Origin of the sequence: Arsenicitalea aurantiaca, from assembly GCF_003994485.1 — a bacterium.
Classification (GTDB): Bacteria; Pseudomonadota; Alphaproteobacteria; order Rhizobiales; family Devosiaceae; genus Arsenicitalea; species Arsenicitalea aurantiaca.
Genome location: NZ_RZNJ01000007.1, coordinates 56,077 through 79,527 on the forward strand (window position 1 = coordinate 56,077; position 23,451 = coordinate 79,527).

General features: G+C 67.2%; 22 protein-coding genes and 1 tRNA gene. 8 read left to right on the forward strand and 15 right to left on the reverse strand.

The window, feature by feature from the left end:
- Nucleotides 1-2 precede the first annotated feature (2 nt).
- From EMQ25_RS16350 to guaA, 6 genes are all read right to left on the reverse strand, one after another.
- The gene (locus EMQ25_RS16350; RefSeq protein ID WP_192895690.1) at nt 3-1,265 is read right to left on the reverse strand and encodes a CNNM domain-containing protein; all 1,263 of its coding nucleotides are present in this window, start codon (nt 1,263-1,265) and stop codon (nt 3-5) included.
- A gap of 106 nt (nt 1,266-1,371) precedes the next feature.
- Nucleotides 1,372-2,802, reverse strand: coding sequence for a ribosome biogenesis GTPase Der (gene der / locus EMQ25_RS16355; protein ID WP_127189682.1), 1,431 nt, complete (start codon nt 2,800-2,802; stop codon nt 1,372-1,374).
- 40 nt (nt 2,803-2,842) lie between these two features.
- Nucleotides 2,843-3,721, reverse strand: a complete 879-nt coding sequence (locus EMQ25_RS16360) for a tetratricopeptide repeat protein (protein ID WP_127189683.1) — start codon at nt 3,719-3,721, stop codon at nt 2,843-2,845.
- A gap of 101 nt (nt 3,722-3,822) precedes the next feature.
- A complete protein-coding gene (locus tag EMQ25_RS16365; RefSeq protein ID WP_127189684.1) occupies nt 3,823-4,803 on the reverse strand; it encodes an NAD(P)/FAD-dependent oxidoreductase in 981 nt (326 codons plus the stop codon).
- Complete coding sequence (locus EMQ25_RS16370) at nt 4,800-5,249, reverse strand: DUF3429 domain-containing protein (protein WP_127189685.1); 450 nt, start codon at nt 5,247-5,249, stop codon at nt 4,800-4,802. Before EMQ25_RS16370 ends, EMQ25_RS16365 begins: the two co-directional genes overlap by 4 nt.
- Before the next feature lie 59 nt (nt 5,250-5,308).
- Nucleotides 5,309-6,886 carry a glutamine-hydrolyzing GMP synthase gene (guaA, locus tag EMQ25_RS16375; protein ID WP_127189686.1) on the reverse strand — a complete coding sequence of 526 codons (1,578 nt, stop codon included), beginning with the start codon at nt 6,884-6,886 and terminating at the stop codon, nt 5,309-5,311.
- Nucleotides 6,887-7,004: 118 nt separating this feature from the next.
- Here guaA and EMQ25_RS16380 point away from each other — a divergent pair, with 118 nt between their 5' ends.
- Nucleotides 7,005-7,649, forward strand: a complete 645-nt coding sequence (locus EMQ25_RS16380) for an SRPBCC family protein (protein ID WP_127189687.1) — start codon at nt 7,005-7,007, stop codon at nt 7,647-7,649.
- A gap of 8 nt (nt 7,650-7,657) precedes the next feature.
- A complete protein-coding gene (locus EMQ25_RS16385; RefSeq protein ID WP_127189688.1) occupies nt 7,658-7,987 on the forward strand; it encodes an ArsR/SmtB family transcription factor in 330 nt (109 codons plus the stop codon).
- 48 nt (nt 7,988-8,035) lie between these two features.
- Here EMQ25_RS16385 and EMQ25_RS16390 read toward each other — a convergent pair whose 3' ends face one another.
- From EMQ25_RS16390 to guaB, 4 genes are read right to left on the reverse strand one after another with little or no spacing between them, the layout of a single operon-like run.
- Nucleotides 8,036-8,521: a TspO/MBR family protein gene (locus EMQ25_RS16390; protein ID WP_127189689.1), complete on the reverse strand. Its 486-nt coding sequence runs from the start codon at nt 8,519-8,521 to the stop codon at nt 8,036-8,038.
- A 38-nt stretch (nt 8,522-8,559) separates the two neighbouring features.
- Nucleotides 8,560-9,852, reverse strand: a complete 1,293-nt coding sequence (locus tag EMQ25_RS16395) for an RsmB/NOP family class I SAM-dependent RNA methyltransferase (protein ID WP_127189690.1) — start codon at nt 9,850-9,852, stop codon at nt 8,560-8,562.
- Nucleotides 9,852-10,292 carry an MAPEG family protein gene (locus EMQ25_RS16400; protein ID WP_127189691.1) on the reverse strand — a complete coding sequence of 147 codons (441 nt, stop codon included), beginning with the start codon at nt 10,290-10,292 and terminating at the stop codon, nt 9,852-9,854. The genes EMQ25_RS16395 and EMQ25_RS16400 overlap by 1 nt, the downstream gene beginning before the upstream one ends.
- Nucleotides 10,293-10,311: 19 nt before the next feature.
- Complete coding sequence (gene guaB, locus EMQ25_RS16405) at nt 10,312-11,814, reverse strand: IMP dehydrogenase (protein ID WP_127189692.1); 1,503 nt, start codon at nt 11,812-11,814, stop codon at nt 10,312-10,314.
- 293 nt (nt 11,815-12,107) lie between these two features.
- Between guaB and EMQ25_RS16410 the strand changes: the two genes are divergently transcribed.
- Nucleotides 12,108-13,505, forward strand: coding sequence for a DHA2 family efflux MFS transporter permease subunit (locus EMQ25_RS16410; protein ID WP_244606627.1), 1,398 nt, complete (start codon nt 12,108-12,110; stop codon nt 13,503-13,505).
- A gap of 59 nt (nt 13,506-13,564) precedes the next feature.
- On the opposite strand, the gene EMQ25_RS16415 is transcribed toward EMQ25_RS16410, so the two are convergent.
- Together EMQ25_RS16415 and EMQ25_RS16420 are read right to left on the reverse strand one after the other, a co-directional pair.
- Nucleotides 13,565-14,305 (reverse strand): RlmE family RNA methyltransferase, encoded by a 741-nt coding sequence (locus tag EMQ25_RS16415; protein WP_425290249.1) that lies wholly within the window; start codon nt 14,303-14,305, stop codon nt 13,565-13,567.
- On the reverse strand, nt 14,256-15,440 hold the full coding sequence (locus tag EMQ25_RS16420; protein ID WP_244606628.1) for a Ppx/GppA phosphatase family protein: 1,185 nt from the start codon (nt 15,438-15,440) through the stop codon (nt 14,256-14,258). The genes EMQ25_RS16415 and EMQ25_RS16420 overlap by 50 nt, the downstream gene beginning before the upstream one ends.
- Before the next feature lie 395 nt (nt 15,441-15,835).
- Between EMQ25_RS16420 and EMQ25_RS16425 the strand changes: the two genes are divergently transcribed.
- Nucleotides 15,836-15,909, forward strand: a tRNA-Gln gene (locus tag EMQ25_RS16425).
- A 150-nt stretch (nt 15,910-16,059) separates the two neighbouring features.
- Here EMQ25_RS16425 and EMQ25_RS16430 read toward each other — a convergent pair.
- Genes EMQ25_RS16430 through EMQ25_RS16440 form a run of 3 tightly spaced genes read right to left on the reverse strand, consistent with a single transcriptional unit; the run spans nt 16,060 to nt 19,009 of the window.
- A complete protein-coding gene (locus EMQ25_RS16430) occupies nt 16,060-16,737 on the reverse strand; it encodes an ABC transporter ATP-binding protein (RefSeq protein ID WP_127189696.1) in 678 nt (225 codons plus the stop codon).
- A complete protein-coding gene (locus EMQ25_RS16435) occupies nt 16,734-17,939 on the reverse strand; it encodes an ABC transporter permease (protein WP_127189697.1) in 1,206 nt (401 codons plus the stop codon). The genes EMQ25_RS16430 and EMQ25_RS16435 overlap by 4 nt, the downstream gene beginning before the upstream one ends.
- 2 nt (nt 17,940-17,941) lie before the next feature.
- Nucleotides 17,942-19,009, reverse strand: a complete 1,068-nt coding sequence (locus EMQ25_RS16440) for an efflux RND transporter periplasmic adaptor subunit (protein WP_158626119.1) — start codon at nt 19,007-19,009, stop codon at nt 17,942-17,944.
- Between the two features lie 206 nt (nt 19,010-19,215).
- Here EMQ25_RS16440 and EMQ25_RS16445 point away from each other — a divergent pair, with 206 nt between their 5' ends.
- The 4 genes from EMQ25_RS16445 (at nt 19,216) to EMQ25_RS16460 (ending at nt 23,374) form a co-directional block, all read left to right on the forward strand.
- Entirely contained in the window at nt 19,216-19,674 is a 459-nt protein-coding gene (locus EMQ25_RS16445) for a tryptophan-rich sensory protein (RefSeq protein ID WP_127189699.1), read from the forward strand.
- Between the two features lie 108 nt (nt 19,675-19,782).
- On the forward strand, nt 19,783-20,724 hold the full coding sequence (locus tag EMQ25_RS16450; protein WP_127189700.1) for a class 1 fructose-bisphosphatase: 942 nt from the start codon (nt 19,783-19,785) through the stop codon (nt 20,722-20,724).
- Between the two features lie 150 nt (nt 20,725-20,874).
- Nucleotides 20,875-21,972 carry an ABC transporter ATP-binding protein gene (locus EMQ25_RS16455; protein ID WP_127189701.1) on the forward strand — a complete coding sequence of 366 codons (1,098 nt, stop codon included), beginning with the start codon at nt 20,875-20,877 and terminating at the stop codon, nt 21,970-21,972.
- A gap of 88 nt (nt 21,973-22,060) precedes the next feature.
- On the forward strand, nt 22,061-23,374 hold the full coding sequence (locus EMQ25_RS16460; RefSeq protein WP_127189702.1) for an extracellular solute-binding protein: 1,314 nt from the start codon (nt 22,061-22,063) through the stop codon (nt 23,372-23,374).
- The last annotated feature ends 77 nt before the right edge of the window (nt 23,375-23,451 follow it).

A 23,451-nucleotide genomic window follows, 5' to 3' on the forward strand; every position in this document is an offset into this window, starting at 1 on the left:
GCTCAGTCCGGCGCCCGGCTCACCAGGAGCTTGTCGACGCGCCGGCCGTCCAGGTCGACGACCTCGAACCGCCAGCCATTGCGATCGAACGCCTCCCCGACCTCGGGCAGGCGGCCGAGTTCGGAGATCACGTAGCCGGCGAGCGTTTCGAAATCGCCGCTGCGCGCGATCCGCACGCCGAGCGCATCGCCCATTTCGTCGACGGGCATCCAGCCGGCGATGAGCCAAGACCCGTCCTCGCGCGTAACAAAGGCAGGCTCCGCCTCACCCTCGTTCTGGAACGAGCCGGTGATGGCCTCGAGCACGTCGCCCGAGCTGATCACCCCCTCGAAGTGCCCATACTCGTCGAAGACGAGCGCCAGATGCACCGTGGAGGCCCTGATCGCCTTCAGCACATCGAGCGCATGGGTGCGGTCCATCACCACCGGCGCCTCGCGCACCAGCTTGCGGATGTCGAGTGGCCGGCCTTCGGCATAGACGTTGATGAGATCCTTGCGCAGCAGGACCCCGATGATGGCGTCGGCATCGCCGTCCTGCACCGGCAGGCGTGTGCGCTTGGAGGCGCGGAGCTGCTTTTCGATCACTGCGGGGGGATCGGCGAGATCGATGATCTCCACCTCGCGCCGCGGTGTCATCAGCCCGCGTGCCGAGCGATCGGCAAAGCGCATCACGCCCGCGATCATCTCGCGCTCGGCGCTTTCGATGACGCCGGCGCTCGTCGCCTCGGCGAGAATGGTGCGGATTTCCTCCTCGGTCACCCGCTCCTCTGCGGCGCCCGACTGGCCGAGAAGCCTCAGCACCAGCTTGCCCGAGACGTCGAGCAGCCATACGAGCGGCGCCGCAACGGTTGCGATCAGCGCCATCAGCGGGGCAACGCGCGAGGCGACGGCTTCGGGGTTACGGAGCGCGATCTGCTTGGGGACCAGTTCGCCGACGATCAGCGAGAGATAGGTGATGGCAACGACGACGATACCGACGCCGAGCGGATCGGCAAGGCCGGGCGCAAGGCCGAGTTCGCGCAGTGTCTCGGCGAGACGGGCGCCCAGCGTCGCGCCGGAAAAGGCGCCAGACAGGATGCCGACAAGCGTGATGCCGATCTGGACGCTCGACAGGAAACGGCCGGGGTCCTTGGCGAGCCGCAACGCGGTCGCGGCCCCCCGGCTTTCGGCCGCCATCGCCTGAAGGCGGGCGGGCCGGGACGAGACGACGGCCAGTTCGGACATGGCCAGCACGCCGTTGACCATGGTCAGGACGGCGACGATCAATATTTCGATGAACACTCTGAAGCGATCCTGCGACCCCGCACTCTTTATCGGGGCGCTTGAGCCGCTGAATCATAGGGCACAAGCCCGGCGCTTGGAATAGCGCAGGCTAGTCGTCCTTCACATAGGGGTTCTTGCCGCCCCGGACCCAGAAGCGGATTGGCGTGCCGGGCATGTCGAAGGCCTCGCGCATACCGTTGACGAGGTAGCGCACATAGGATTGCGGCAGGGCGTCGGGTCGCGAGGCGAAGACGATGAAGCTGGGCGGGCGCATCTTGGCCTGCGTCATGTAGCGCAGCTTGAGCCGGCGTCCCGAGACGGCCGGAGGTGGGTGCCCCTCGATCATTCCGGCGAGCCAGCGATTGAGCCGCGCTGTAGAGATATGGGTGTTCCAGACCTTCTCGATGGCGAAGATGGCCTTCATCAGCTTGTCGATGTTCCGACCCTGTAGCCCCGAAATCGTCACGAGGGGCACGCCGCGCAATTGAGGCAGCAGCCGTTCGCAGGCCTCGCGCATCGCAGAGAGCGCCGCATTCTTGTCCTCGATCAGATCCCATTTGTTGAGCGCGATCACCAGCGCCCGCCCCTCGCGCTCGACGAGATCGGCGAGGGCCAGATCCTGCTTCTCGAACGGGATGGTGGCGTCGAGCATCAGCACGACCACTTCGGCATACTGGATGGCGCGCAGCGCATCGCCGACGGCAAGCTTTTCGAGCTTCTCCTGCACGCGCGAGCGGCGGCGGATGCCGGCGGTGTCGACGAGGTTGACCGTGCGTCCTTCCCATTCCCAAGGCACCATGATGCTGTCGCGGGTGATGCCCGCCTCGGGCCCGGTCAGCACGCGCTCTTCGCCCACCAACCGGTTGACGAGGGTCGACTTGCCGGCATTGGGCCGGCCGATGATGGCGACGTTGAGGTAGCGGTTGGGGTTCCAGCGGAGCGCCGGCCCCTCCTCGGTCGAGCCGTCGTCCTCGGGCAGGTCGACATCCACCTGCGGCAGATACTGCTCGAGGCTCTCGCGCGCCTGCTCCTGCGCCTCGGCGGCCCGGTCGATGGCCTGGGAGACGATGGAGTGGAGGTCCGAAAGCCCGAGCCCATGCTCAGCCGAAAGCGCGATGGGCTCGCCGAAGCCGAGCTTGAAGGCCTCGATCAGGCCGGGCTCGGCCTCGCGTCCCTCGGCCTTGTTGCCGACGAGGTGGACATCCTTGCCCGCCTTGCGCAGCACCTGCGCGAAGCGCTGGTCGAGCGGGGTCACCCCGGCGCGCGCATCGAACATGAAGAGGATGACGTCGGCCTCAGCGATTGCGAGCTCGGTCTGTCGGCGCATGCGCGATTCGAGGCTGTCGTCGGTGACGTCCTCATAGCCGGCCGTATCGAGCACACGGAACTTCAGGTCCGCAATCCGGCCTTCGGCTTCCCGCCGGTCCCGGGTGACGCCGGGCGTGTCGTCGACGAGCGCGATCTTGCGCCCGACGAGGCGATTAAAAAGGGTCGACTTGCCGACATTCGGCCGGCCGACAATGGCGACGGTGACGCTCATTGCCGCGTCCTTCCTGCAAAATGGTCAGGCGGTGCGCCCGTCAGTTCCCGGCCGGGGTCGTATCCGGGATGAGTTCGTCGGCGGGCACGGCATCGTCTGCCGGCGCCTCGGCCGCAGGCGCTTCGGACGCCGGCTCGGCCTCTACGGCCGGAGGTGCGGCTTCGGCGGGCGCGTCCTCGGCAGCCGGCGCTTCCTCGACAAGGGCCGGCTCGGCCGCAGGATCGGGCTCGGCTTCGGCGGCGCTCTCGAGCGGAGGCTCCACCCCGTCGCCCTCCGAAAGGACCTGCAGCAGGAAAAGCTGCACGCGGTTGCGCGTCTGCGGGTTCACCTGGGGATCGTTCGTGATCGCCTCGAAGCTCGCCGCGGCGCCGGCGAGATCGCCCGCGCGGTACTGGACGAGCCCGAGGGCTTCGCGGGCCGCGTTGCGCATCGGGTTTTCAGGGGAGATCAGCCCACCGACGCGCGTCTGCACGGCCGACACGTCACCGCCATCAACGAGCAGATTGGCCGCAAAGACGAGGGCCAGTTCGCGAAGGCGCTGATTGTTGATGCTGCCGGCGAGCGCATCATAGGCGGCGATGGCCTCTGCCGTCTGTCCGCTCTCGGCGAGAATGGCCGCCTGGCGGAAGCGCGCGAGGATCGGGTAGCCACCGACATTGGTGTCGATGACGCCGTTGAGCGCCGCCTGAGCCGCAGCCGCATCGTCGCCATCGGCGATGTCGAGCGCGGCGTAGAACTCGTCCGAAGCACGCGCCGCATTGGAGTTCTGCCACCACGACCAGCCCTCGCTCGCGGCCACAATGAGCACGACACCCACGGCTGCGCCGATCACATAGGGCCCGAAGCTGCGCCAAAGGGCGCGCATGCGATCGCCGCGGAGCTCTTCATTGACTTCGCGGAGAATGGTATCGTTGGACATTGAAAGCCTTGGACTGCGGGGCCGAATTTGGCCGCACAATAGTCACCGCGCCCCCCGAATGCAAACGCTTCGCGGCCCCGACGCGCCAAGGTTTTGGCCGGTCAGCCCAGCTCCGCGCGAAGCTGCGCGGCGAGGTCGAGGGCGGCCAGGCAAACCTCCTCGATGCGGCTCGACGCCGCCCAGTCTCCGGTCGCCGCAAGACCCATTTGGGCATCGTGCCACGGCCCGGGCCGCCCGGTGCGCCTGACGATGGCCGAGCGCCAGCGATGGGACCGGATCATGTCGGGGGTCCCGAGCCCGCCCGGGATGGCGGCGCGCATGGCCTCGAAGAGGATGGGCGCCAAAAGCCCCGGCGGCGTATCGAGATGGTGGCGGGAAAAACCGCTGCGCGTGTGGGCAACGAGCGTCGTCGAACCGGCCGGCCGCCCCGGCTTGCTGCTGTCGACTGAAATCCAACGGATCGGCCCATCCATCACCTTGGCGGCGATCCAGTCGATGGGGAGCGCCCGGTCATAGCCGAGCATCAGGGCGTGAGAGGCCTTCATCTGGCCCGCATAGAAACCGAGCCCCGGCGCCAGTTTGGCGAAGAGGGCGGCGGTCTGATGCGGGGTGGTCGTCGAAACGACGATATCGAAGGACCCGAGGTCCCGGCCGTCGGCGTCGCGCAGCATATGAGCCCCGCCGCCCGGTTCGAGCGGCAGCACATCGGTGCCGGCCCTGATATCGAGGCCGTCGGCAAGATGACGGGCAAGGGCGTTCATGGCTGGAGCGCCGACGAAATGGCGCTCGCTCCAGAGCCGCGGTCCGGTCACCCGGCCGGCCTCGAGATTGACCACCGGCCCCTTCCATTCCGCAACGACGCCCGCCTCCTGCATCGGGGCGATCCAGCGCGCGAAGGCCTCGGTGCGTATGGTGAAGCACTGCGCGCCATGATCGAACTGAAAATGTCCTTCGCGGCGCGAGGCGGTCCTCCCGCCGACGCCCCTGCCCTTTTCGAAGGCCGTGATCTCTGCGGCCCCATAAAGAGCACGCGCCAAGGTCAGCCCGCCGATGCCGGCGCCGATGATCGCGACCCGCTTCACGCGAGGATCCCCAGAAGCAAGGTGACCCCGATGACGAGGGCGCTGATGGCGATCCGGAGTGTCCAGAACCAGTCGGGCCAGAGCCCGGCACGAAAGAGATGGCGATCAACCAGCAGGAGGCTGCCGAAGACGGCCGCCAGCGAGAGAAAGCCGGCGGTCGGCGGCAGCAACGCTGAAAGCCACGCCAGAAGCGCCAGAAAATTGGACAGGATCAGCAGGCGCGGCGCCATGCGCTCGGGCGCGAACATCGCCGCCCCCCAGTGGATCCCGCAGATGAAGGCCGCGATGACCGCGCCATAGACCTGAATGGCCTGCAGCCACTGCCCCCCGAGAAGCGCGACGTCCACGAGGCCAGCGAGGAACGGCAGCGCGCCTGCCGCCGTGAGGATCAGGGCAATCGTCTGCCGGCTGGCCATGGGCATGGTGGGTGACGGTGCATCGGTCATGCCCCGCTTACGCAGAACCAGCCCGATCCGATCACCAAAACGCGATCAGGACCGAGCGATCATTCCCACTCGATCGTGCCGGGGGGTTTGGAGGTGACGTCGTAGACGACACGGTTGATGCCGCGGACCTCGTTGATGATCCGGGTGGCGGTGCGGCCGAGGAAACCCATGTCGAAGGGGTAGAAATCGGCGGTCATGCCGTCGACCGAGGTCACGGCGCGGAGCGCGCAGACGAACTCATAGGTGCGGCCATCGCCCATCACGCCCACGGTCTGCACCGGCAGCAGCACGGCGAAGGCCTGCCAGATCTTGTCGTACTGGCCCGATTTGCGGATTTCGTCGAGATAGATGGCATCGGCCCGGCGCAGGATGTCCAGCTTTTCGGGCGTGATGCCGCCCGGGCAGCGGATGGCAAGGCCCGGCCCCGGGAAGGGATGGCGCCCGACGAAGCTTTCGGGAAGCCCGAGTTCGCGACCGAGCGCCCGCACCTCGTCCTTGAAGAGCTCGCGGAGCGGCTCGACCAGCTCCATGTTCATGCGCTCGGGCAGGCCGCCCACATTGTGGTGGCTCTTGATCGTGACCGAGGGGCCGCCGGTGAACGACACGCTTTCGATGACGTCGGGATAAAGGGTGCCCTGGGCGAGGAACTGCGCGCCACCGATCTTCTTTGCCTCGGCCTCGAAGGTCTCGATGAAGAGCCGCCCGATGGTCTTGCGCTTGGTCTCGGGGTCGGCTTCGCCGGCAAGCTGGGAAAGGAAGAGCTCGGACGCGTCCACATGGACGAGTGGGATGTTGTAATGGTCGCGGAACATGGAGACCACTTCGTCCGCCTCGTTGAGCCGCATTAGCCCGTGATCGACGAAAATGCAGGTCAGCTGGTCCCCGATCGCCTCGTGAATCAGCACGGCCGCCACGGAGGAGTCCACACCCCCCGAAAGCCCGCAGATGACGCGGCCGGAACCCACCTGCGTGCGGATTTTTTCGACCGCTTTCTCGCGATAGGCCGCCATGGTCCAGCTCGGCGCGATGCCGCAGATATGGTGGACGAAATTGGCGTAGAGCTTGGCACCATCGGGGGTGTGCACCACTTCGGGGTGGAACTGCACCGCCCAGATGCGCCGCTCTTCATTGGCGATCATCGCAAAGGGCGCGCCGGCCGACGTGCCCACGATCTCGAAACCCTCGGGCAGCGCGGTCACGCGGTCGCCATGGCTCATCCAGACCTGATGCTGGGTGCCGAGGTCCCAGACGCCCTCGTAAAGCGCCGAGGGCTTCTGCACCGTCACGTCCGCCCGCCCGAACTCGCGATGGTGGCCCGCTTCGACCTTGCCGCCGAGCGCCATGCAGAGCGCCTGCTGGCCATAGCAGATGCCGAGGATCGGCACGCCCGCCTCGAGAAGAGCCGGATGGATCGTCGGCGCGTTTTCGTCCAGCGTCGAAGCCGGGCCGCCCGAAAGCACGATGCCGCGCGGATTGAGCGCGGCCACCGCATCGCCGGCAGTGTTGAACGGATGGATCTCGCAATAGACCCCGGTTTCGCGGATGCGGCGGGCGATGAGCTGGGTCACCTGCGAGCCGAAATCGACGATCAGGATGGCGTCTGGCGAAGGGGCGTCTTGGGGCTGGGTCGTGTGCATGGCGAGGCTTTACGGCGAATCGATGCGGCAGGCAATCGCGACGGCGGCATGGCCGGCATGCCGACTTGTATCTATTTTAGTTTTGACTTAAACAGGTGTGCGGAGACAGGAGGACATCATGGATGTTGGAGCCATCATTGGCGCGGTGACGCGGACCGTCGCTACACGCACGCGCGACGGAAAATCGATGCGGGTGGTCATCGCCGAGCGCGACTACGAAACGGACATCGAGGATCTCTGGAACGCGGTGACCGATCCTGACCGGATCGCCCGATGGTTCATGCCGATCGAGGGGTCGGTCGGGCTCGGCGAGCGCTACCAGCTCAAGGGCAATGCCGGGGGCGAGGTCCTCGCCTGCGACCCGCCGAAGGAATTCAGCGTGACCTGGGAATTCGGTGGGGAAGTGAGCTGGCTCACCGTCTCTCTGAGCCCGGCCGGCGAAGTCACCCGCCTGCGGCTCGAGCATTCGGCGCATGTGCCCGAAGAGTTCTGGTCGCAATATGGCGCCGGTGCCACGGGCGTCGGCTGGGACATGGCGCTGATGGGCCTCGGCATGCACATTAAGACCGGGACCGCGACGGTCTGGTCGCCCGAGGAGATCAACGCCTGGTCCGCTTCTGCGGATGGCCGAAGCTTCATCGTCCGGTCGGCTGAGGGTTGGGTGGCAGCAGCGATCGCCGATGGTGACGACGCCGATGCCGCGCGCGCGGCCGGCGAGCGCACCAAGGCCTTCTACACGGGCGATACCCCGCCGGCGGGGTGAGCCCAGCCATGCACGCTTTCGATGTGCTGGGCGATCCGGTCCGGCGCCGCATCCTCGAACTCATTGCTCGCGAGGAAGCGGGCGCCGGTGAGTTGGCGGCCACCATCATGGCCGAGTTCGGCATCTCGCACGGTGCCGTTTCCCAGCATTTGCGGGTACTGCGCGAGGCAGGCTTTGCCGAGGCGCGCGCTATCGGCAATCGGCGGCTCTACGCCATCCGCCCTGAGCCCATGCAGGAGGTGGACGCCTGGCTCGAGCAGTTCCGCGGTTTCTGGACCCACCGGCTCGAGGCGCTGGCGACCGAAGTGGCGCGTGGCAAGAAGGCCCGCTCGAAATGACAGCACCGGGCCAAGCCGGGCGCGCAAGATGCTTTTCGCAAGAGCGGGTTAGTTGAGGATCCAGAGAGACAGATTCAGGATGCTCGCAAACCCCACCCACGCCGCATAAGGGACGAAGAGCAGTGCCGAGAGGCGATCGCGGCGACTGACCACCACGATGTAGGCGATTATCGTCGCCAACATGACGAGGATGATGCCGAAAGCGAGAACAAGGTTTTCGGCGCCGAAGAACACCGGCGACCAGATCCAGTTCAGCACCATCTGCGCGACCCAGAGCTTCATCGCGAGGCCGCCCCGGTCGTCGAGAAACGTCCGCCAGCCTGCGATCGCGATGAGTACGTAAAGCGTCGACCAGACCGGGCCGAAGACCCAGTTGGGCGGATTGAAGAAGGGCTTGTCGAGGCCCTCGTACCAGGCGCCGGGGGCGGTCTGGGTCCCGATGAACGATCCGACGCCGAGGACGACGAGGATGAAGAGGGCGAGAAGGCCGAGGGCCTTGGGGGCTTTGTAATCGTTTAGGGTCAGGGTGCTCATAGGCGTTCAACGCGCGAACGGGCCGCGCGGTTCACAGCTCAGGATTTCCGCTCGAGCAGCGCGATATAGAAGCCGTCCGTATCGGTGGTGAGCGGCGAAAGCGCGATGCCACCGCCCGGGGTGAACACGGCTCTATCGGCCTCCCCGAACGCTTCCGCCCAGGCCGCTCGCGCGTCGCGCAATCTGAATTCCTCATTGGATTCGAGAAAGGCCGCGACCTGCTCGTCATTTTCTGCCGCGAGGATCGAGCAGGTGATGTAGGCGAGCACGCCGCCGGGCTTCACGAAGCGCCGGCCCTCGGCGAGGATCGCGGCCTGTTCGGCAACACGCTGGGCGAGCTGGTCTTCGGCCAGCTTCCACTTGGCGTCCGGACGCCGCCGCCACGTGCCGGTGCCGGTGCAGGGCGCATCGATCACCACCCGGTCCATGCGGCCTGCGAGATCCTCGAGGGCACCCGGCTCGGGCGAACGCGTCTGGGCATTACGCACGCCGTTGCGTTTCAGTCGATCATAGATCGGCGCCAGCCGCGCGCGGTCGCTGTCATAGGCGAAGATCTGGCCCTTGTTCTGCATCATAGCGGCCATGGCGAGGGTCTTGCCCCCTGCCCCGGCGCAGAGATCGAGCACCTGTTCGCCCGGCTCCGCCCCGACGAGGCGCGCGACGATCTGGCTGCCCTCGTCCTGGATCTCGAACCAGCCCTTCTGGTAGCCCTCGTCCGCGGTGACATTGGGCGTGCGCGCATCCCTCGGTCCGGCTGCAAGCCTCAGCCCGTCCGGCGCGATGCCGGTGGGCGCCGGGGAAAAGCGCTTCAGCGATTTCTCGACGCGCTCACGGTCGGCCTTCAGCCTATTGACGCGCAGGTCGAGCGGCGGGCGGGCCGTCATGGCGTGGCCATGCGCCACCCAGTCGCCACCAAAATTGGCGGCGATACCCGGCGCGGTCCATCCGGGGACGTCGGCACGCACCGCGTCGCTCGCGTCGGCGAGGGTCGCCTCCGCCTCGAGCCGGGCGGCCTCCGCCTCGGTGATCGGGGCCGGCGCGAACCGGTCCTCGGCAAAAGCAGCGTTGAGGTCCGAAACGCGCTCGCCCCAGTCGCGAACCGCGACCGAGAGCACAAGTGCGCGCGGGGTGTCTTCCCCCATTGCATGGGCGTGCGAAGCGCGGCGCCGCAATCCATCGTAGACGAGGTTGCCGATGGCCGCGCGATCGCCCGCGCCGGCAAAGCGGTTGTTGAGGCCCCAGCCCTTCAGCGCTTCGGAAGCGGGGCGCTTGCGCGCCTCGATATCCTCGAGCACCGCAATGGCGGCGGCAAGTCGTCCGGGAAGGCGCATCAGGCGGGCCCCGCTATGGCGATGAGGATGAGCCGGACGATCAGGACCACCCAGAGGCAGAAGAGGATCGCCATGCCGGCGATGAAGGCCCAGAAGCGCTGGAACACCTGGTTGGTCGTGGTGTGGATGAAAGCATGCACGATACGTGAGCCGACAAAGGCCCACGCCAGCACGGCCTCGAGCGCACCGGCGCCGAGATGCAGCGCGATCATCACCGCGACGTAGAACAGCACCGGCAGCTGGAACTGGTTGTCGAAGGCGTTGGACAGCTTCTGCGCGTTCTCGGGCCAGGCACCCTTGTCGAGCGCGATCTTTGCCACCGAGACCTTGCCGCGCGCGATCAGCGGCAGGCGGACGCTGCCCATCACCCAGAGGATGACGAAGGCCAGCAGACCCTGCGCCAGCGCGGCGCCGATCAGCCAGAGCGTTGCAGCACTCATCGGGTCGTGCCCTCAGCCATCACTTGCCACCGCGATAATTGGGGCTCTCGCGGGTTATGGAGACGTCATGCACATGGCTTTCGGACAGCGCCGCGCCCGAAATCTTCACGAAGACGGCGTTGTCGCGGAAGCTCTTGAGGTCCGGTGCGCCGGTGTAGCCCATGGCCGCACGCAGGCCGCCCGCGAGCTGGTGGAGCACATGGCCCGCAGCGCCCTTGTAGGGCACCTGCCCCTCGATGCCCTCGGGCACGAGCTTGAGCTGGTCGTTCACTTCCTGCTGGAAATAGCGGTCCGCGGATCCCCGCGCCATCGCGCCCACAGAACCCATGCCGCGATAGGATTTGTACGAGCGCCCTTGGTAGAGATAGACCTCACCGGGGCTCTCATCGGTCCCTGCGAGCAGCGAACCGACCATGGCGCAGGATGCCCCACCGGCCAAGGCCTTGGCGAGATCGCCTGAGAATTTGATTCCGCCGTCTGCAATGACCGGAACGCCCGAGCGATCGGCCTCCTCGGCGCACGCCATGACGGCGGCGAGCTGCGGCACACCGACGCCGGCGACGATGCGCGTCGTGCAGATCGAGCCCGGCCCGATGCCGACCTTAATCGAATCGGCGCCCGCATCGATGAGCGCGCGCGTCGCCTCGGCCGTAGCGACGTTGCCCGCGACGATACGCGTGGCGTTGCTCTCGCGCTTGATCCGCTCCACCGCCTCAGCAACGCGCACCGAATGGCCGTGGGCGGTGTCGATGACCAGGAGGTCGACGCCCGCATCGATCAGCGCGAGCGAACGCTCGTAGCCGGCATCGCCCACAGTGGATGCCGCGGCCACCCGCAGCCGGCCATGCGCGTCCTTGATGGCATGGGGGTTGAGCTGGGCCTTTTCGATGTCCTTGACAGTAATGAGGCCGACGCACTGCCCGGCATCGTCGATGACCAGCAGCTTCTCGATGCGGTTGGCGTGCAGCAGGCGCTTGGCCTCGTCCTTGCTCACCCCGTCCCGCACCGTCACGAGCCGCTCATGGGTCATGAGCTCGGAGATCTTCTGGCGATCGTTGGAGGCGAAGCGCACGTCGCGGTTGGTGAGGATGCCGACGAGCTGGCCGATCATGCGCCCGCCGCTGCCGCCATTGGCTACCACGGGAATGCCCGAGATGCGGTTGGCCTTCATCAGCGCCAGGGCGTCGGCGAGCGTGGCGTCCGGGCCGATGGTGATCGGGTTGACCACCATGCCGCTTTCGAACGACTTCACCTGCCGCACCTGTTCGGCCTGCTGCTCGGGGGTCAGATTGCGATGGATGACCCCCATGCCGCCGGCCTGGGCCATGGCGATGGCCATGCCGGATTCGGTCACCGTATCCATGGCCGAGGAGAGGATAGGCAGGTTGAGCTCGATGTCGCGCGTCACGCGGGTGGTGATGTCCACATCGGTGGGCAGCACCTCCGAACGTGCCGGCTGCAGCAGCACGTCATCAAAGGTGAGTGCCGCTTCGCCCGTGATCGAAGAAATGATTTTAGCCAAGGCCAGACCCTTCCCTGCCTCTGTACCGTACGGAAATGTTGGAGGCCCGAGGCGCGGGGAGATCAGTCGGGCCCGCGGGTTGGCGAGGGTCAATAGCACCTGTGCCGGCAATTGCAAAGGCCAGCCGCGCGCAGCGCACATGCATGAAGCGCACGCCTCGCCCTTGGTGCCTCCCGGGCGCGAAAATGGCCTTGGCGCTTGCGCCTGAAGTCCGATCGGCCGATGCTGGCGTCCACACCCTCCTCGAGCGGCACCGCCTTTCCCGCGCCCGCGTCCCCGGATCCCGCAGTTCAGTGAACCGTCTTACTCCCCTGATCCTTGCCGTTGCCCTCTTCATGGAGCAGATGGATTCGACGGTTATCGCAACGTCCCTGCCCGCCATCGCCGCCGACATCGGCACCGAGCCGATCGCGCTGAAGCTTGCCTTCACCGCCTATTTCGTCGCGCTTGCGATCTTCATCCCGGTGAGCGGCTGGATGGCGGACCGCTGGGGCGCCCGCAACGTCTTCCGCGGCGCGATCGGGGTGTTCGTCATCGGCTCGCTCTGCTGCGCCTTCGCCGATTCGCTCCAGACCTTCGTCATGAGCCGGTTCCTGCAAGGCATCGGCGCCTCGATGATGACGCCCATTGCCCGGCTGCTGCTGATCCGCGCGACGCCGCGCAACCAGCTGGTCGGCGCCATGGCCTGGCTGACCCTGCCCGGCCTCATCGGCCCGCTTGCCGGGCCACCGCTCGGCGGGTTCCTCACCACCTATTTCTCCTGGCACTGGATCTTCATCATCAACGTGCCGATCGGGCTCATCGGCATCGTGCTGGTCACACGCTTCCTGCCAAAAACCGAAGCGCGTCTCCCGCGCCCCATCGACTTCAAGGGGTTCCTGCTTGCCGCCATCGCCTTTTCGGGGCTGATCTTCGGGCTTTCGGTCGTCAGCCTGCCGGCCCTGCCGATCATGGCGGGTCTCGGCGCGCTCTGCGCCGGCGTCGTCGCGACCATCCTCTACCTGCGCCATGCGCGCCGCACCGAATTTCCCCTTCTCGATCCACGCGTCTTCCGAAACAGGCTCTTTGCGAGCACCGTGCTCGGCGGGTCGCTCTTTCGCATCGGGATCGGGGCGATCCCGTTCCTCCTGCCCCTGATGCTGCAGCTCGGGTTCGGGCTCAACGCCTTCGAGAGCGGCATGATCACCTTCGTGGGCGCGATCGGGGCGCTCACGTCGAAATTCGTGGCCGAACGCATCTATGCCCGGTTTGGCTTCCGCCGCGTGCTGATCGTCGCCGGGCTCGGCTCGGCGCTCCTCATCATGGCCAAGGCCACCTTCTACCCCGAAACGCCGATCGCCCTCATCATGGGCGTGCTGCTCGTCGGGGGGCTGCTGCGCTCGATCTTCTTTACCGGCATCAACGCGCTCGGCTACGCCGATATCGAGGATACCGAAGCGAGCCAGGCGACCGCCATCAGCGCGGTCAGCCAGCAGATCTCGATCGCGCTCGGCGTCGCGGTTGCCGGCAGCGTGCTCGAGCTGACCACGCACATGCATGCGGGCGGGCTCGGCCTCGTCGACTTCCACGTCGCCTTCCTCGTGGTCGGCGGCCTCTCGGCGCTCGCGGCCCTCGTCTACATGCGCCTGCCGGCCGACGCGGGCAGCGCCGTCTCCGGTCACGTCGTCAGGAAGCGCAAGAAGACCGGCTGAAGGTTCAGCAACAGAATCCACGCACGCCGCGAAGGCATTGATCGGAAAGCCTATTCCCCTTAGGTGCCGCGGAAGCCGCGCGCCACCAGATAGGTTTCCGCCGAGCCCTGCCGGGATGCGGGAGGCTTGGCGTGCTGGGTCGTTGCAAAATTCTTCTTCAGCATGGCGAGCAGCTCGTGCTCGGTGCCGCCCTGGAACACCTTGGCGATGAACGTGCCGCCCGGCGCCAGCACCTGGATGGCGAAATCGGCCGCCAGCTCCACGAGGTGGATGATGCGCAGATGGTCCGTCGCGCGATGGCCGGTCGTCGGCGCGGCCATGTCCGAGAGCACGAGGTCTGCCTTGTGCCCGCCCATCGCCTCGATCAGCATGTCGGGCGCATCGTCCTCGGTGAAATCCTTCTTGAGCAGGATGACGCCGGGGATCGGGTCCATGTCGAGGTAGTCGATGCCGACCACCAGCGGATTTTCCGCCGTCGTCCCGACGATGCCGGCCGCGACCTGCGACCAGCCGCCGGGCGCGGCGCCGAGATCCACCACGCGCATGCCCTTGCGCAGGAGCCCGAAGCGCTCGTCGAGCTCGGTCAGCTTGTAGGCGGCGCGAGAGCGCATGCCTTCGTTGCGGGCACGCGCGACATAAGGGTCGTTGAGCTGGCGCTGCAGCCAGAGGGTCGAGCCGATCTTGCGGCCCTTGGAGGTCTTCACGCGGACCTTGAGGTCCTTTTCGGACTGCCGTCCGCCGCCGGGCGCCTTAGCCATTGTGCCGGTTCCTCCTGTTGAGCGCGATCGGCCGATCCGCATCGATCAGCGAGATGAGTATGCCTTCGCGCAAGCCACGATCGGCCACGCGCACCCGCTCAGTCGGCCATTCGCGGCGGATCGCCTCGAAGATCGCGCAGCCGGGCAGCACGAGGTCGGCCCGGTCGCGGCCGATGCAGGGATGGGCCATGCGCCGCTCGAACGGCATGCCGAGCAGCGCGCGCATGGTGTCGGACACCTGTTGATCGCTCATCCAGAGCCCGTCGACCTTCTGGCGCTCATAGCGCTCGAGCCCCAGGTGAAGCCCGGCAAGCGTCGTCACGGTGCCTGAAGTGCCAACCAGATGCATGGGGTGCTCGGCGATCATCTGGCGCAGCTTCTGGCGCCCGCGGAACTGGCGCAGGTGCTCGGCGACATGGGCGACCATGGCCTCGAAGGTCTCGGGCGTCACGTCCACGCCCCCGAAGCGCTCGGCAATCGAGACGACCCCGACCGGCAGGGATTGCCAGGAACGGATCGAGGCGGACATCCGCCCCTGCCGGCGCGGGCGCCCGCCGCGAAAGTCGAGCCAGGCGAGTTCGGACGAACCGCCGCCGATGTCGAAGATCAAAGCGCCCGCGCTCTCGCGCTCGATGAGATCGGCGCAGCCAGTCACGGCGAGCTCGGCCTCGGTGCGCCGGTCGACGATTTCGAGCGAGATGCCGAGTTCAGCCTCGACCCGCGCGACGAATTCCGCGCCGTTCTCCGCTGCGCGGCAGGCTTCGGTGGCAATCAGCCGCATGCGCGCCGGCTGGTGCTCGCGCAGCTTGTTGCGGCAATGCCGAAGGGCCTCGATGGTGCGGTGCATCGCCGCGTCCGAAAGCCGCCCGGTGACCGAGAGCCCCTCCCCCAGACGGACGATCCGGGTGAACCCGTCGAGCACGCGAAAACCCTGATCGTGCGGGCGCGCGATCAGCAGGCGGCAATTGTTGGTGCCAAGGTCGAGCGCCGCATAGACAGGCCCCCGCGCGCGGCGCGGGCCGGGACCATGGGCGGGGCTGGTCCGCCGTTCCGCACGCCCTTTTTCGGACGCCTCCCCGCCGCCTGCGCCAGCCCGGACATGGCCCTTGCCATCCCCACGCGGCGCGAGCGTGCCCGCGGGCAGGTTCGCGGCTGCGGACCGATCGGAATCGGTCACGTCGAGCTCCGTTCTGCGCGGTCGCGAAAGGTCCTGCCGATCGCGCCCGGGCGCAGTCATGTTCAGTGTCAGGAGCGAACCTAGTGCATGGCGCCCATCAGCGCAATCGCGCAAGCCCCACGTCCGCGTGAGCCGACCAACCGCCGCCCGATGCCAATCTGCCCGCTTCAAAAAGCTGAGCAACGGCCAATAGCCCCGCAGCCCCGGCGTAATGGATCGAGAGGGCGAAAGCCGAGGCCGACCCGGCTTGGCGCAAGGACCGACGCGTCCCGCCCGGTCGAGGGCGCCACGCACGCCCCCATGCGATTTTGCCCCGCAAGGGAGTTGATCCCCCCGCCAATTGTGCTAAAAGCCCCCCCGAAGCGCCGGCCCCGCCCGCTTCCCAGCCTCGCGCTTGGGGAATAGTTCAACGGTAGAACAGCGGACTCTGACTCCGTCAATCTTGGTTCGAATCCAGGTTCCCCAGCCAATCCTCCATACTCATCCTATCCCGCGCGATACCGTCGCCATGCGCTGCACGAAAAGCGCCGATTCGCGCGCGTGCTGAGTTGCGCGGCGTCCTGTCGCTCGCCTGCTTCGCAGCTGAACTATTCCGAGCTACCCCTCGCGCCCCGCCCCCTCACCCCTCCACCCTGCCGTCGCGCACGAGGATGCGGCGGCGGCAGTGGGCGGCGATGTTTTCGTCGTGGGTGGAGATCAGAAAGGTCGTTTCCTCCTCGGAATTGATCTCGCCGATCAGGGCCATCACCTGCTCGGCGGAGTCCCGGTCGAGATTGCCGGTCGGCTCGTCGGCAAGGACGAGTTCGGGCCGGTTCATCAGCGCGCGGGCGATGGCCACACGCTGCTTCTGGCCTCCGGAGAGCTTTGGCGCGAGAAAGTGCATCCGGTCCGCAAGCCCGACCCGCTCGAGCAGTTCGGCCGCCCGCGTCCGTGCCGACGCCGTCTCCCGGCCAGCCATGACGGCCGTGGGGAACATGACGTTCTCGAGCGCGGTGAAATCGGGCAGCAGGTGATGGAACTGGAAAACGAAGCCGATGTGGCGATTGCGGAACTCGGTCAGTTCGGCATCGCGCGCCGCTGCGAGGTCGACGCCGAGCATGGTGTGCAGGCCCGAGCTGGGTTTCAGCAGCGTTCCGAGGATGGTGAGAAGCGTGCTCTTGCCCGAGCCGGAGGGGCCGAGCAGGGCCGAGAGTTCGCCCGTCTCCAGCGTCAGGTCGAGCCCGCGCAGCACGCGGGTTTCCGCCTCCCCCTCCCCGAAGGTCTTGATCAGGTCGCGAACTTCGACCAGCACGCTCACTGCCCGATCACCGAGACCGGATCAACCCGCGCCGCGGCCCGCGCGGGGAGGATGGAGGCGAGAATCGCGCCGAGCGTCGTCAGCACGATGGCGAGATCGTACGCGCCTTGGCGCACGTCGACGGGCAGCCCGCCGGGGGGCGCCAGTTCGGGGACCGGAAAGGGCGAGAGCGCGAGAAAGCCGAGCCCTGCGCCGATGAGCCCGCCCAGGAGCCCGATCAGCGTGCCTTGGGTCACGAAGACCCCGATCACGAAGAGCCGGCTCGCGCCCATGGCCCGCATGATGCCGATCTCGGGGCGCCTGCGATAGGTCGAGAGGAGCAGTGCGCTCGCCACCCCGATGACGATGGTGATGAGCGCAAAGGCCTTGATGAGATTGCCCGAACTCGCCTGCGCGCGGAGCCCGTCGAGCAATTGCGCATTGCCTTCGGTCCAGGGGGTGGCTTTGAGCCCGGTCTCGGCTGAGATCCTGCGGGCCTCGCGGTCGGCGGCGTTGAGGTCGACGAGCTTGATCTCGATCCTCGACACCCCCTGGGGAAGATCGAACAGCGTTCGCGCCGTCGCAAGGGTCACGAAGGCCGCCCGGCTGTCGAGGGCATCGAGCCCGATCTCGAAAATCCCCGCGACAACGAGGGTCCGCTCGACGTCGCGGTCCGATTGCAACCGCACCACCTGCCCCACACCGATGCCGAGATCGTCGGCGAGGCCGGAGCCGATGACGACGCCCGAATTTCCGAGCTCCGTCGTCCCGGAAATGAGCGCCCCGTCGATATCGGCAATGGCCGAGACCTTGCCCGGCTCCACCCCGGTGATCCCCACCGGCGCTCGGGCCTGACCGCGCACGACGAAGCCGTTGCCCACGATCTGCTGGGAGGTGGCGGCGACGCCGGGCAGCGCCTCGATCAGCGGCAGAAACGCATCTGCCGTGCGTAGCAGGGTGCGCTGGTTGGTCGCCCGCTGCTCGACCAGCAGCACATCGCCCTGCTCGCCCATCAGCGATACGGCGTCCCGGCTCGGCGCCTCGACGGTCACATGGGCGATGTCGCCGACCGTGCGCTGCAAGAGGAACACGGCGAGCCCGCCGATCAGCGCGCTCATGAAGATGAAGACGAAGACCCCGACCGCGACGCCGGCGATCAGCAGGCTGGTCTGGGCCTTGCTCGCACCCAGATAGCGCATGGCGATCTTGAGCCCGTAGCGCATGCTCAGTCCACCTCCACGGCCTGCTCGGGCTCGACCCCGTCAGGCTCGAGGATCACCCGGTCGCCGACGGCGAGGCCGTCGGTCACCATCACGCGCTCGGCAGGCCAGTCGAGGAACTCGACCGCGCGGAGGACCGCCAACCCGTCCTCGACCAGCAGCACATGACTGCCGGTACCTTCGGTCAGGATGGCGCCCCGCGGCACCGAAAGCGCGGATTCGGTTTCGGAGACGATGATGTTGGCATTGACGGTGAGCCCCACCGGCAGATCGACAGGGGCGTCGAAGGCGATCTTGATCGTGCGGCCGCCTGTCGCCGGATCCACGGTAGGGGCCGCAAAGATCACCGTGCCGTTCTGCGGCACTGAAGACCCTGCCGGACGCAACAGTGCACGAAGGCCGTTCTGCATGCGGGCAGAGTAGATTTCGTCCACGTCCGTCTCGACCACGAGATGGCCAAGATCGGCGACGGTAAAAAGCGCGCTCTGCGGATCGACGAGCTGGCCACGGTCGACGGCCCGGTCGAGCACGACGCCGGCGAGCGGCGCGGTCAGCGTATAAAGCGCGAGCTGGCTTTCGGCCTGGTCGAGCGCCGCACGCAGCCGCGCAACTTCATTGCCGGCATTGACGAGCGCGAGTTCGGCCTCTTCGCGTGCGACGCGGGTGACGTTCTCGCCCAGCGCCCGGGCGCGCTCGGCAGCCGCTTCGGCCTGTTGCTGGCGCACCAGCCCCGCATCGAGCGCGGCGCGGGCCTGATCGACCTGCGCGCGGGGCTGGCTCGTGTCGAGCCGGACCAGCAGATCGCCCGCCGCAACGCTCTCGCCCTCATCCACCGCCACCTCGATTGCCTGCGCGGTGACCGAGGAGCGGATGCGCACGGCCTCTCGCGCGGCCACCCGGCCGTTGACCGCCAGCACCTGCGCAACGGGTCCGAGCGCCACTGCCTCGACGATGACCCGCGCCGGCGGGGTCGACCATGGCTGGGCGATGGCAAGATAGGCCCCCGCCGCCAGAAGCACGAGCGTGAGCACGACCATCCCCCAGCGCCGCCGGCGGCGGGGCTTTGGCTTCATTTTCAGTTCCGATGCCGGCGATGCCATGGCCGCCTCTGGTCAGTCGCTTCAACGCCCACGCCGCCGCTGCGACGTTCGGACCGCGGTGCTCCATTATGCACATCGCGCCCGATCCGTCCTGCACGGCACGGCCCGGGTCAGGCAAATATCCATTGATCCGAATGCGATAGGCCTGCGTTGAGGGAGATCAAGCCGCGGAGCGCGCGATGAGGCTCTTTCTCAACATGGCAGGATTTCTTCTCCTGCAACTGGCGATCACGCTGCCGGCGCCCCTTTTCGGCATCAGCTTCGAAGACAACGACATCCCCTCCTCGCCACCGGGCTGGTTCGTCATTTCGGTCTGGTTCGTCCTCTTTCCACTGATGGGCTACGCCCGCTGGGTGGTGACGCGGCCGCCCGCAGACCGCGCGCTCGGCGCCTGGATCCTCGGGCTCGCGACGCTCTGCGCGCTCTACATCTACTACACGGTAGGGCTCTCCTCGGCCCTGGGCATCAGCCTTCTCTGGTGCACGCTCGTCGGCAATGGCGTCGTCATCGTCCTTGCCATCGTGCTCGCCCTGCGCACCGCGCGCCGGTCGCGTTGGGCGGGCGTCGCTCTCGGTCTCGTGGCGCTCTGGGTCTCCTTTGCGTCGATCGGCGTGGTGCGCGACCTCATCGCCGGGTAGGCCGGTCCGCCCCAAGCGCTTGCGCAACCCCTCCCAATCGCCGATTGCCTCCCGCGCGGCTTTCATGGCACGTGGCGGCAAGATCTAAGGGTTTGAAAGGGGTCGGGGATGAGTAGGATCAACCTTGGGGACTGGCTGGCTAAGGACAGCGAGGCGCGCCTTGCCTCGGTCATTCTCGATGTCGCGTCGGCCTGCGTCGAGATTTCGCGGCTCGTGCGCGGGGGCGCACTTTCCGGCGCTCTCGGTGAAGCGGGGGCGGTGAACGTCCAGGGCGAGACGCAGAAAAAGCTCGACGTCCTCTCCAACGAGATCTGCAAGGCCCGGCTCGGCGCCAATGCCGCGATTGCCGCCATCGCGTCTGAGGAAGAAGATCACGCGGTCGGCTTTGAACGCCCCGATGCGCCCTTCCTCGTCGCGTTCGATCCGCTGGACGGATCGAGCAATATCGACGTCAACGTCACCATCGGCACCATCTTCTCCGTCCTGCCCCATAGGGGCGGCGAGGCGGGAGACGATGCCTTCCTCCAGCCGGGCCGCAATCAGCTCGCCTCGGGCTACGTCTCCTATGGCCCGCAGACCTGCCTCATGCTGGCCCTGGGCGGCAAAACCCTGCAGTTTACCCTCGATCCGGCCACCGAAACCTTCATCCTCACCCATGAGCGGATCGTCATGCCCGGCGGCACGCCGATGATCGGCGCCAACCTTTCCAATCTCGCGCGCTGGGCCACGCCGATATCGGAGGCCGCGCGCGCCTGCCTCGACGGGGGCACGCACAACCAGCGCTGGGTGGGCTCGATGGTGGCCGACATCCATCGCATGCTGCACCAGGGCGGGGTGTTTCTCTATCCGGGGCAGGTCGACAAGCCCAATGGCAAGCTGCGCCTCCTTTACGAATGCAACCCCATCGCGCTGCTCGTCGCAAATGCCGGGGGCGCATCGTTCTTCGGGGCGAGGCGCGTGCTTGAGATCGAGCCGGAGACGCTGCACCAGCGGATCGGTTTTGCCTCGGGCGACCCCGAGCTCCTGACCCTGCTGCGCGTCACGGCCTAAGCGGAAACGCTCGCGAACCCGTTACGGCCGCAAAAGGTTCCGTGACGCTATGATGAATTTCGCACAAAGCGCGAAAGACAAGCGCTGCCGGGCGGTCTATCGTCCGGCTTGCGCGCGACCGTGCCCGCGAACGGCAAGGAACGGACTATCATGGCACCAGTCAGCCTCAGGGGCCTCGGCAAATCCTATGACGGCCAGGAGGCGGTGCGCGGGATCGATCTCGAGATCGCCGAGCACGAGTTCGTCGTGCTCGTCGGCCCCTCCGGCTGCGGAAAGTCGACCACGCTCCGGATGATCGCCGGGCTCGAGACGATCAGTTCGGGCGAACTGCGCATCGGCGACCGGGTGGTCAATGCCCTGCCCCCCGGCGAGCGGGACGTCGCCATGGTGTTCCAGAACTACGCGCTCTATCCCCACATGACGGTCGGGCAGAACATCGCGTTCGGGCTGCGCCGGCGCAATCTCTCCCGCCAGCAGGTGCGCGAGGCCGTCGCGGACGCCGCGCGCCTTCTCGAGATCGAGCCTCTGCTGAAGCGCCGTCCCGGTGCGCTCTCGGGCGGCCAGCGCCAACGGGTGGCGATGGGCCGCGCCATCGTCCGTCGCCCCAAGGTCTTCCTCTTCGACGAGCCGCTCTCCAATCTCGACGCCCGCCTGCGCACCCAGATGCGCACCGAGATCAAGCGCCTCCATCAGGAGGTGCCGACGACCACCATCTACGTCACGCACGACCAGGTCGAGGCCATGACCATGGCCGACCGCGTCGTGGTGATGAAGGATGGCGCGATCGAGCAGGTCGGGCCGCCCCTCGAGGTCTATCGCAATCCACGGACGCGTTTCGTCGCCGAGTTCATTGGATCGCCGGCGATGAACTTCTTTGATGGCCGCCTCGTCGCCGAGGGCGACGGCCTCGCTTTCCGCATGGATGCCGGGCCTGCGCTCACCATCCCGCCCGAGCGCCGAGCGGCCTATGGTCCGATCGTAGGCGAGAAGCTGACGCTCGGGCTGCGCCCCGAGGCGCTCGCGATCGTCCCGCGAGGCGAGACGCCTCATCTGGCGGCCACCACACGGCTCGTCGAGCCCCTCGGCGTCGAAACCCTCGTCTATTTCGATGCGCCGGGGGCCTCGGGCTGCGCCCGGCTTTCACCCGACCGCGCCCCGCGCGCGGGCGAACCCATCGCGCTCGGGCTCGACCCGGCCATGATGCACCTGATCCGACCCGATACGGGAGCCGTAGTGCCATGGAACTGAGCGCTCGGCGTCCAGCCGCGTTTTTCCCAATCCGCCCCGCGCCTTGCGGGATCCGCCCTTCCCCGACATGCTGAACGGAGACGACACAATGGCGCGCCCATCCAAGACGAGCCTCATTGCAAACTGCCTCGGGGCCACGGCCCTTTCCCTCATCGCGCTGCCCGCATTCGCCCAGGAGAGCCTCGTGACGCGCGATCGCGTCGGGCCCGCGGACGCCGAGAACGTCCTCACCTTCCGGCTCACCGCCTACGATCTCTACAGCGCCGATCCGGCCACCGCCGAAGGCTTTGCCGAGCTCTTTACCGATTTCATCCAGCAGCATCCGGGCTGGCGGATCGACACTCAGCTGCAGACCGGCAACCTCAACGAGGAACAGGCCCGTATCCTCGAACAGTCCCAGGCCGGCCGCGGGCCCGATTGCGCGATGATCGATTCTGCCCAGCTCGCGACGTTCAAGCAGGCCGGCGTCCTCGCGCCGATGAACGACTTCTTCACCGAGGCCGAGATCGCCGATCTCTTTCCCTTCGTGCGCGATGGCGTGAGCGACGAGGAAGGCAATCTGCTCGCGCTCTGGTGGTTCACCGATCTGCGCGTGCTCTACCGCAATACCGAATACGTCCCCGAAGCGCCGCAGACCTGGGAGGAAACTGAGGCTGCAGCGCTCGCCACCGTCGAGCAGGGCCTCGAGGGCATCCTCTTCAATGGCGGGCGCACCGAGGGCACCGCGTTCGACTGGATGGCCTTCTTCTGGGCGCAGGGCGGCGAACTCGTCGACGAGAACGGCCGGCCGATCTTCCATGAGGGCGAGAACCGCGAGAAATTCCTGCGCGCGCTCGAATTCGTCGACGGACTCGTTGAATCCGGCGCCGCCCCGCAGCGGGTGACGACCATCACCACCTATGACGACATCACCGCCTCGGCTGCGGCCGGAACGACCGCCCTCTTCATCGGCGGCAACTGGCAGTACGCCCAGCTCCAGTCGACCCTGCCTCCCGAAGAGGCCGCCAAATGGGAAGTCTCCGAGCTCCCCGGCCCCACGGCCGAAGAACGGGCGACCGGCACGGGCGGCTGGGCCATTGCCGCACTCACCGACGATCCGGCAAAGGTCGAGATCTGCGCAGGGATCGCCAAGCTCTATGCCGGCCCCGGCAACGCCTTCCAGCGCCTCCTGCCGACCTCGGCGGCGCTTTACGATGAGTATGACGAGTTCGCCGGCGCAGAATTCGGCGTCTTCGCAGCGGCGCTCGAGAACGGCCAGGCCCGTCCCGGCGTGCCCTTCTACCCGGAGATCTCGACCCAGATCCAGGTGCTGCTCGGGGAAGTCCTCTCCCAGTCCAAGGAGCCCGAGCAGGCCCTCGACGATGCTGCAGCGGCCCTGATCGCGGCCTATGATCGGCTCTAGCCCTTCCAGCGGCGTCCGGGATGATATGTCCCGGGCGCCGTATTCGACATCCGAGGCCGAGCGTTGAACAAGCTGAG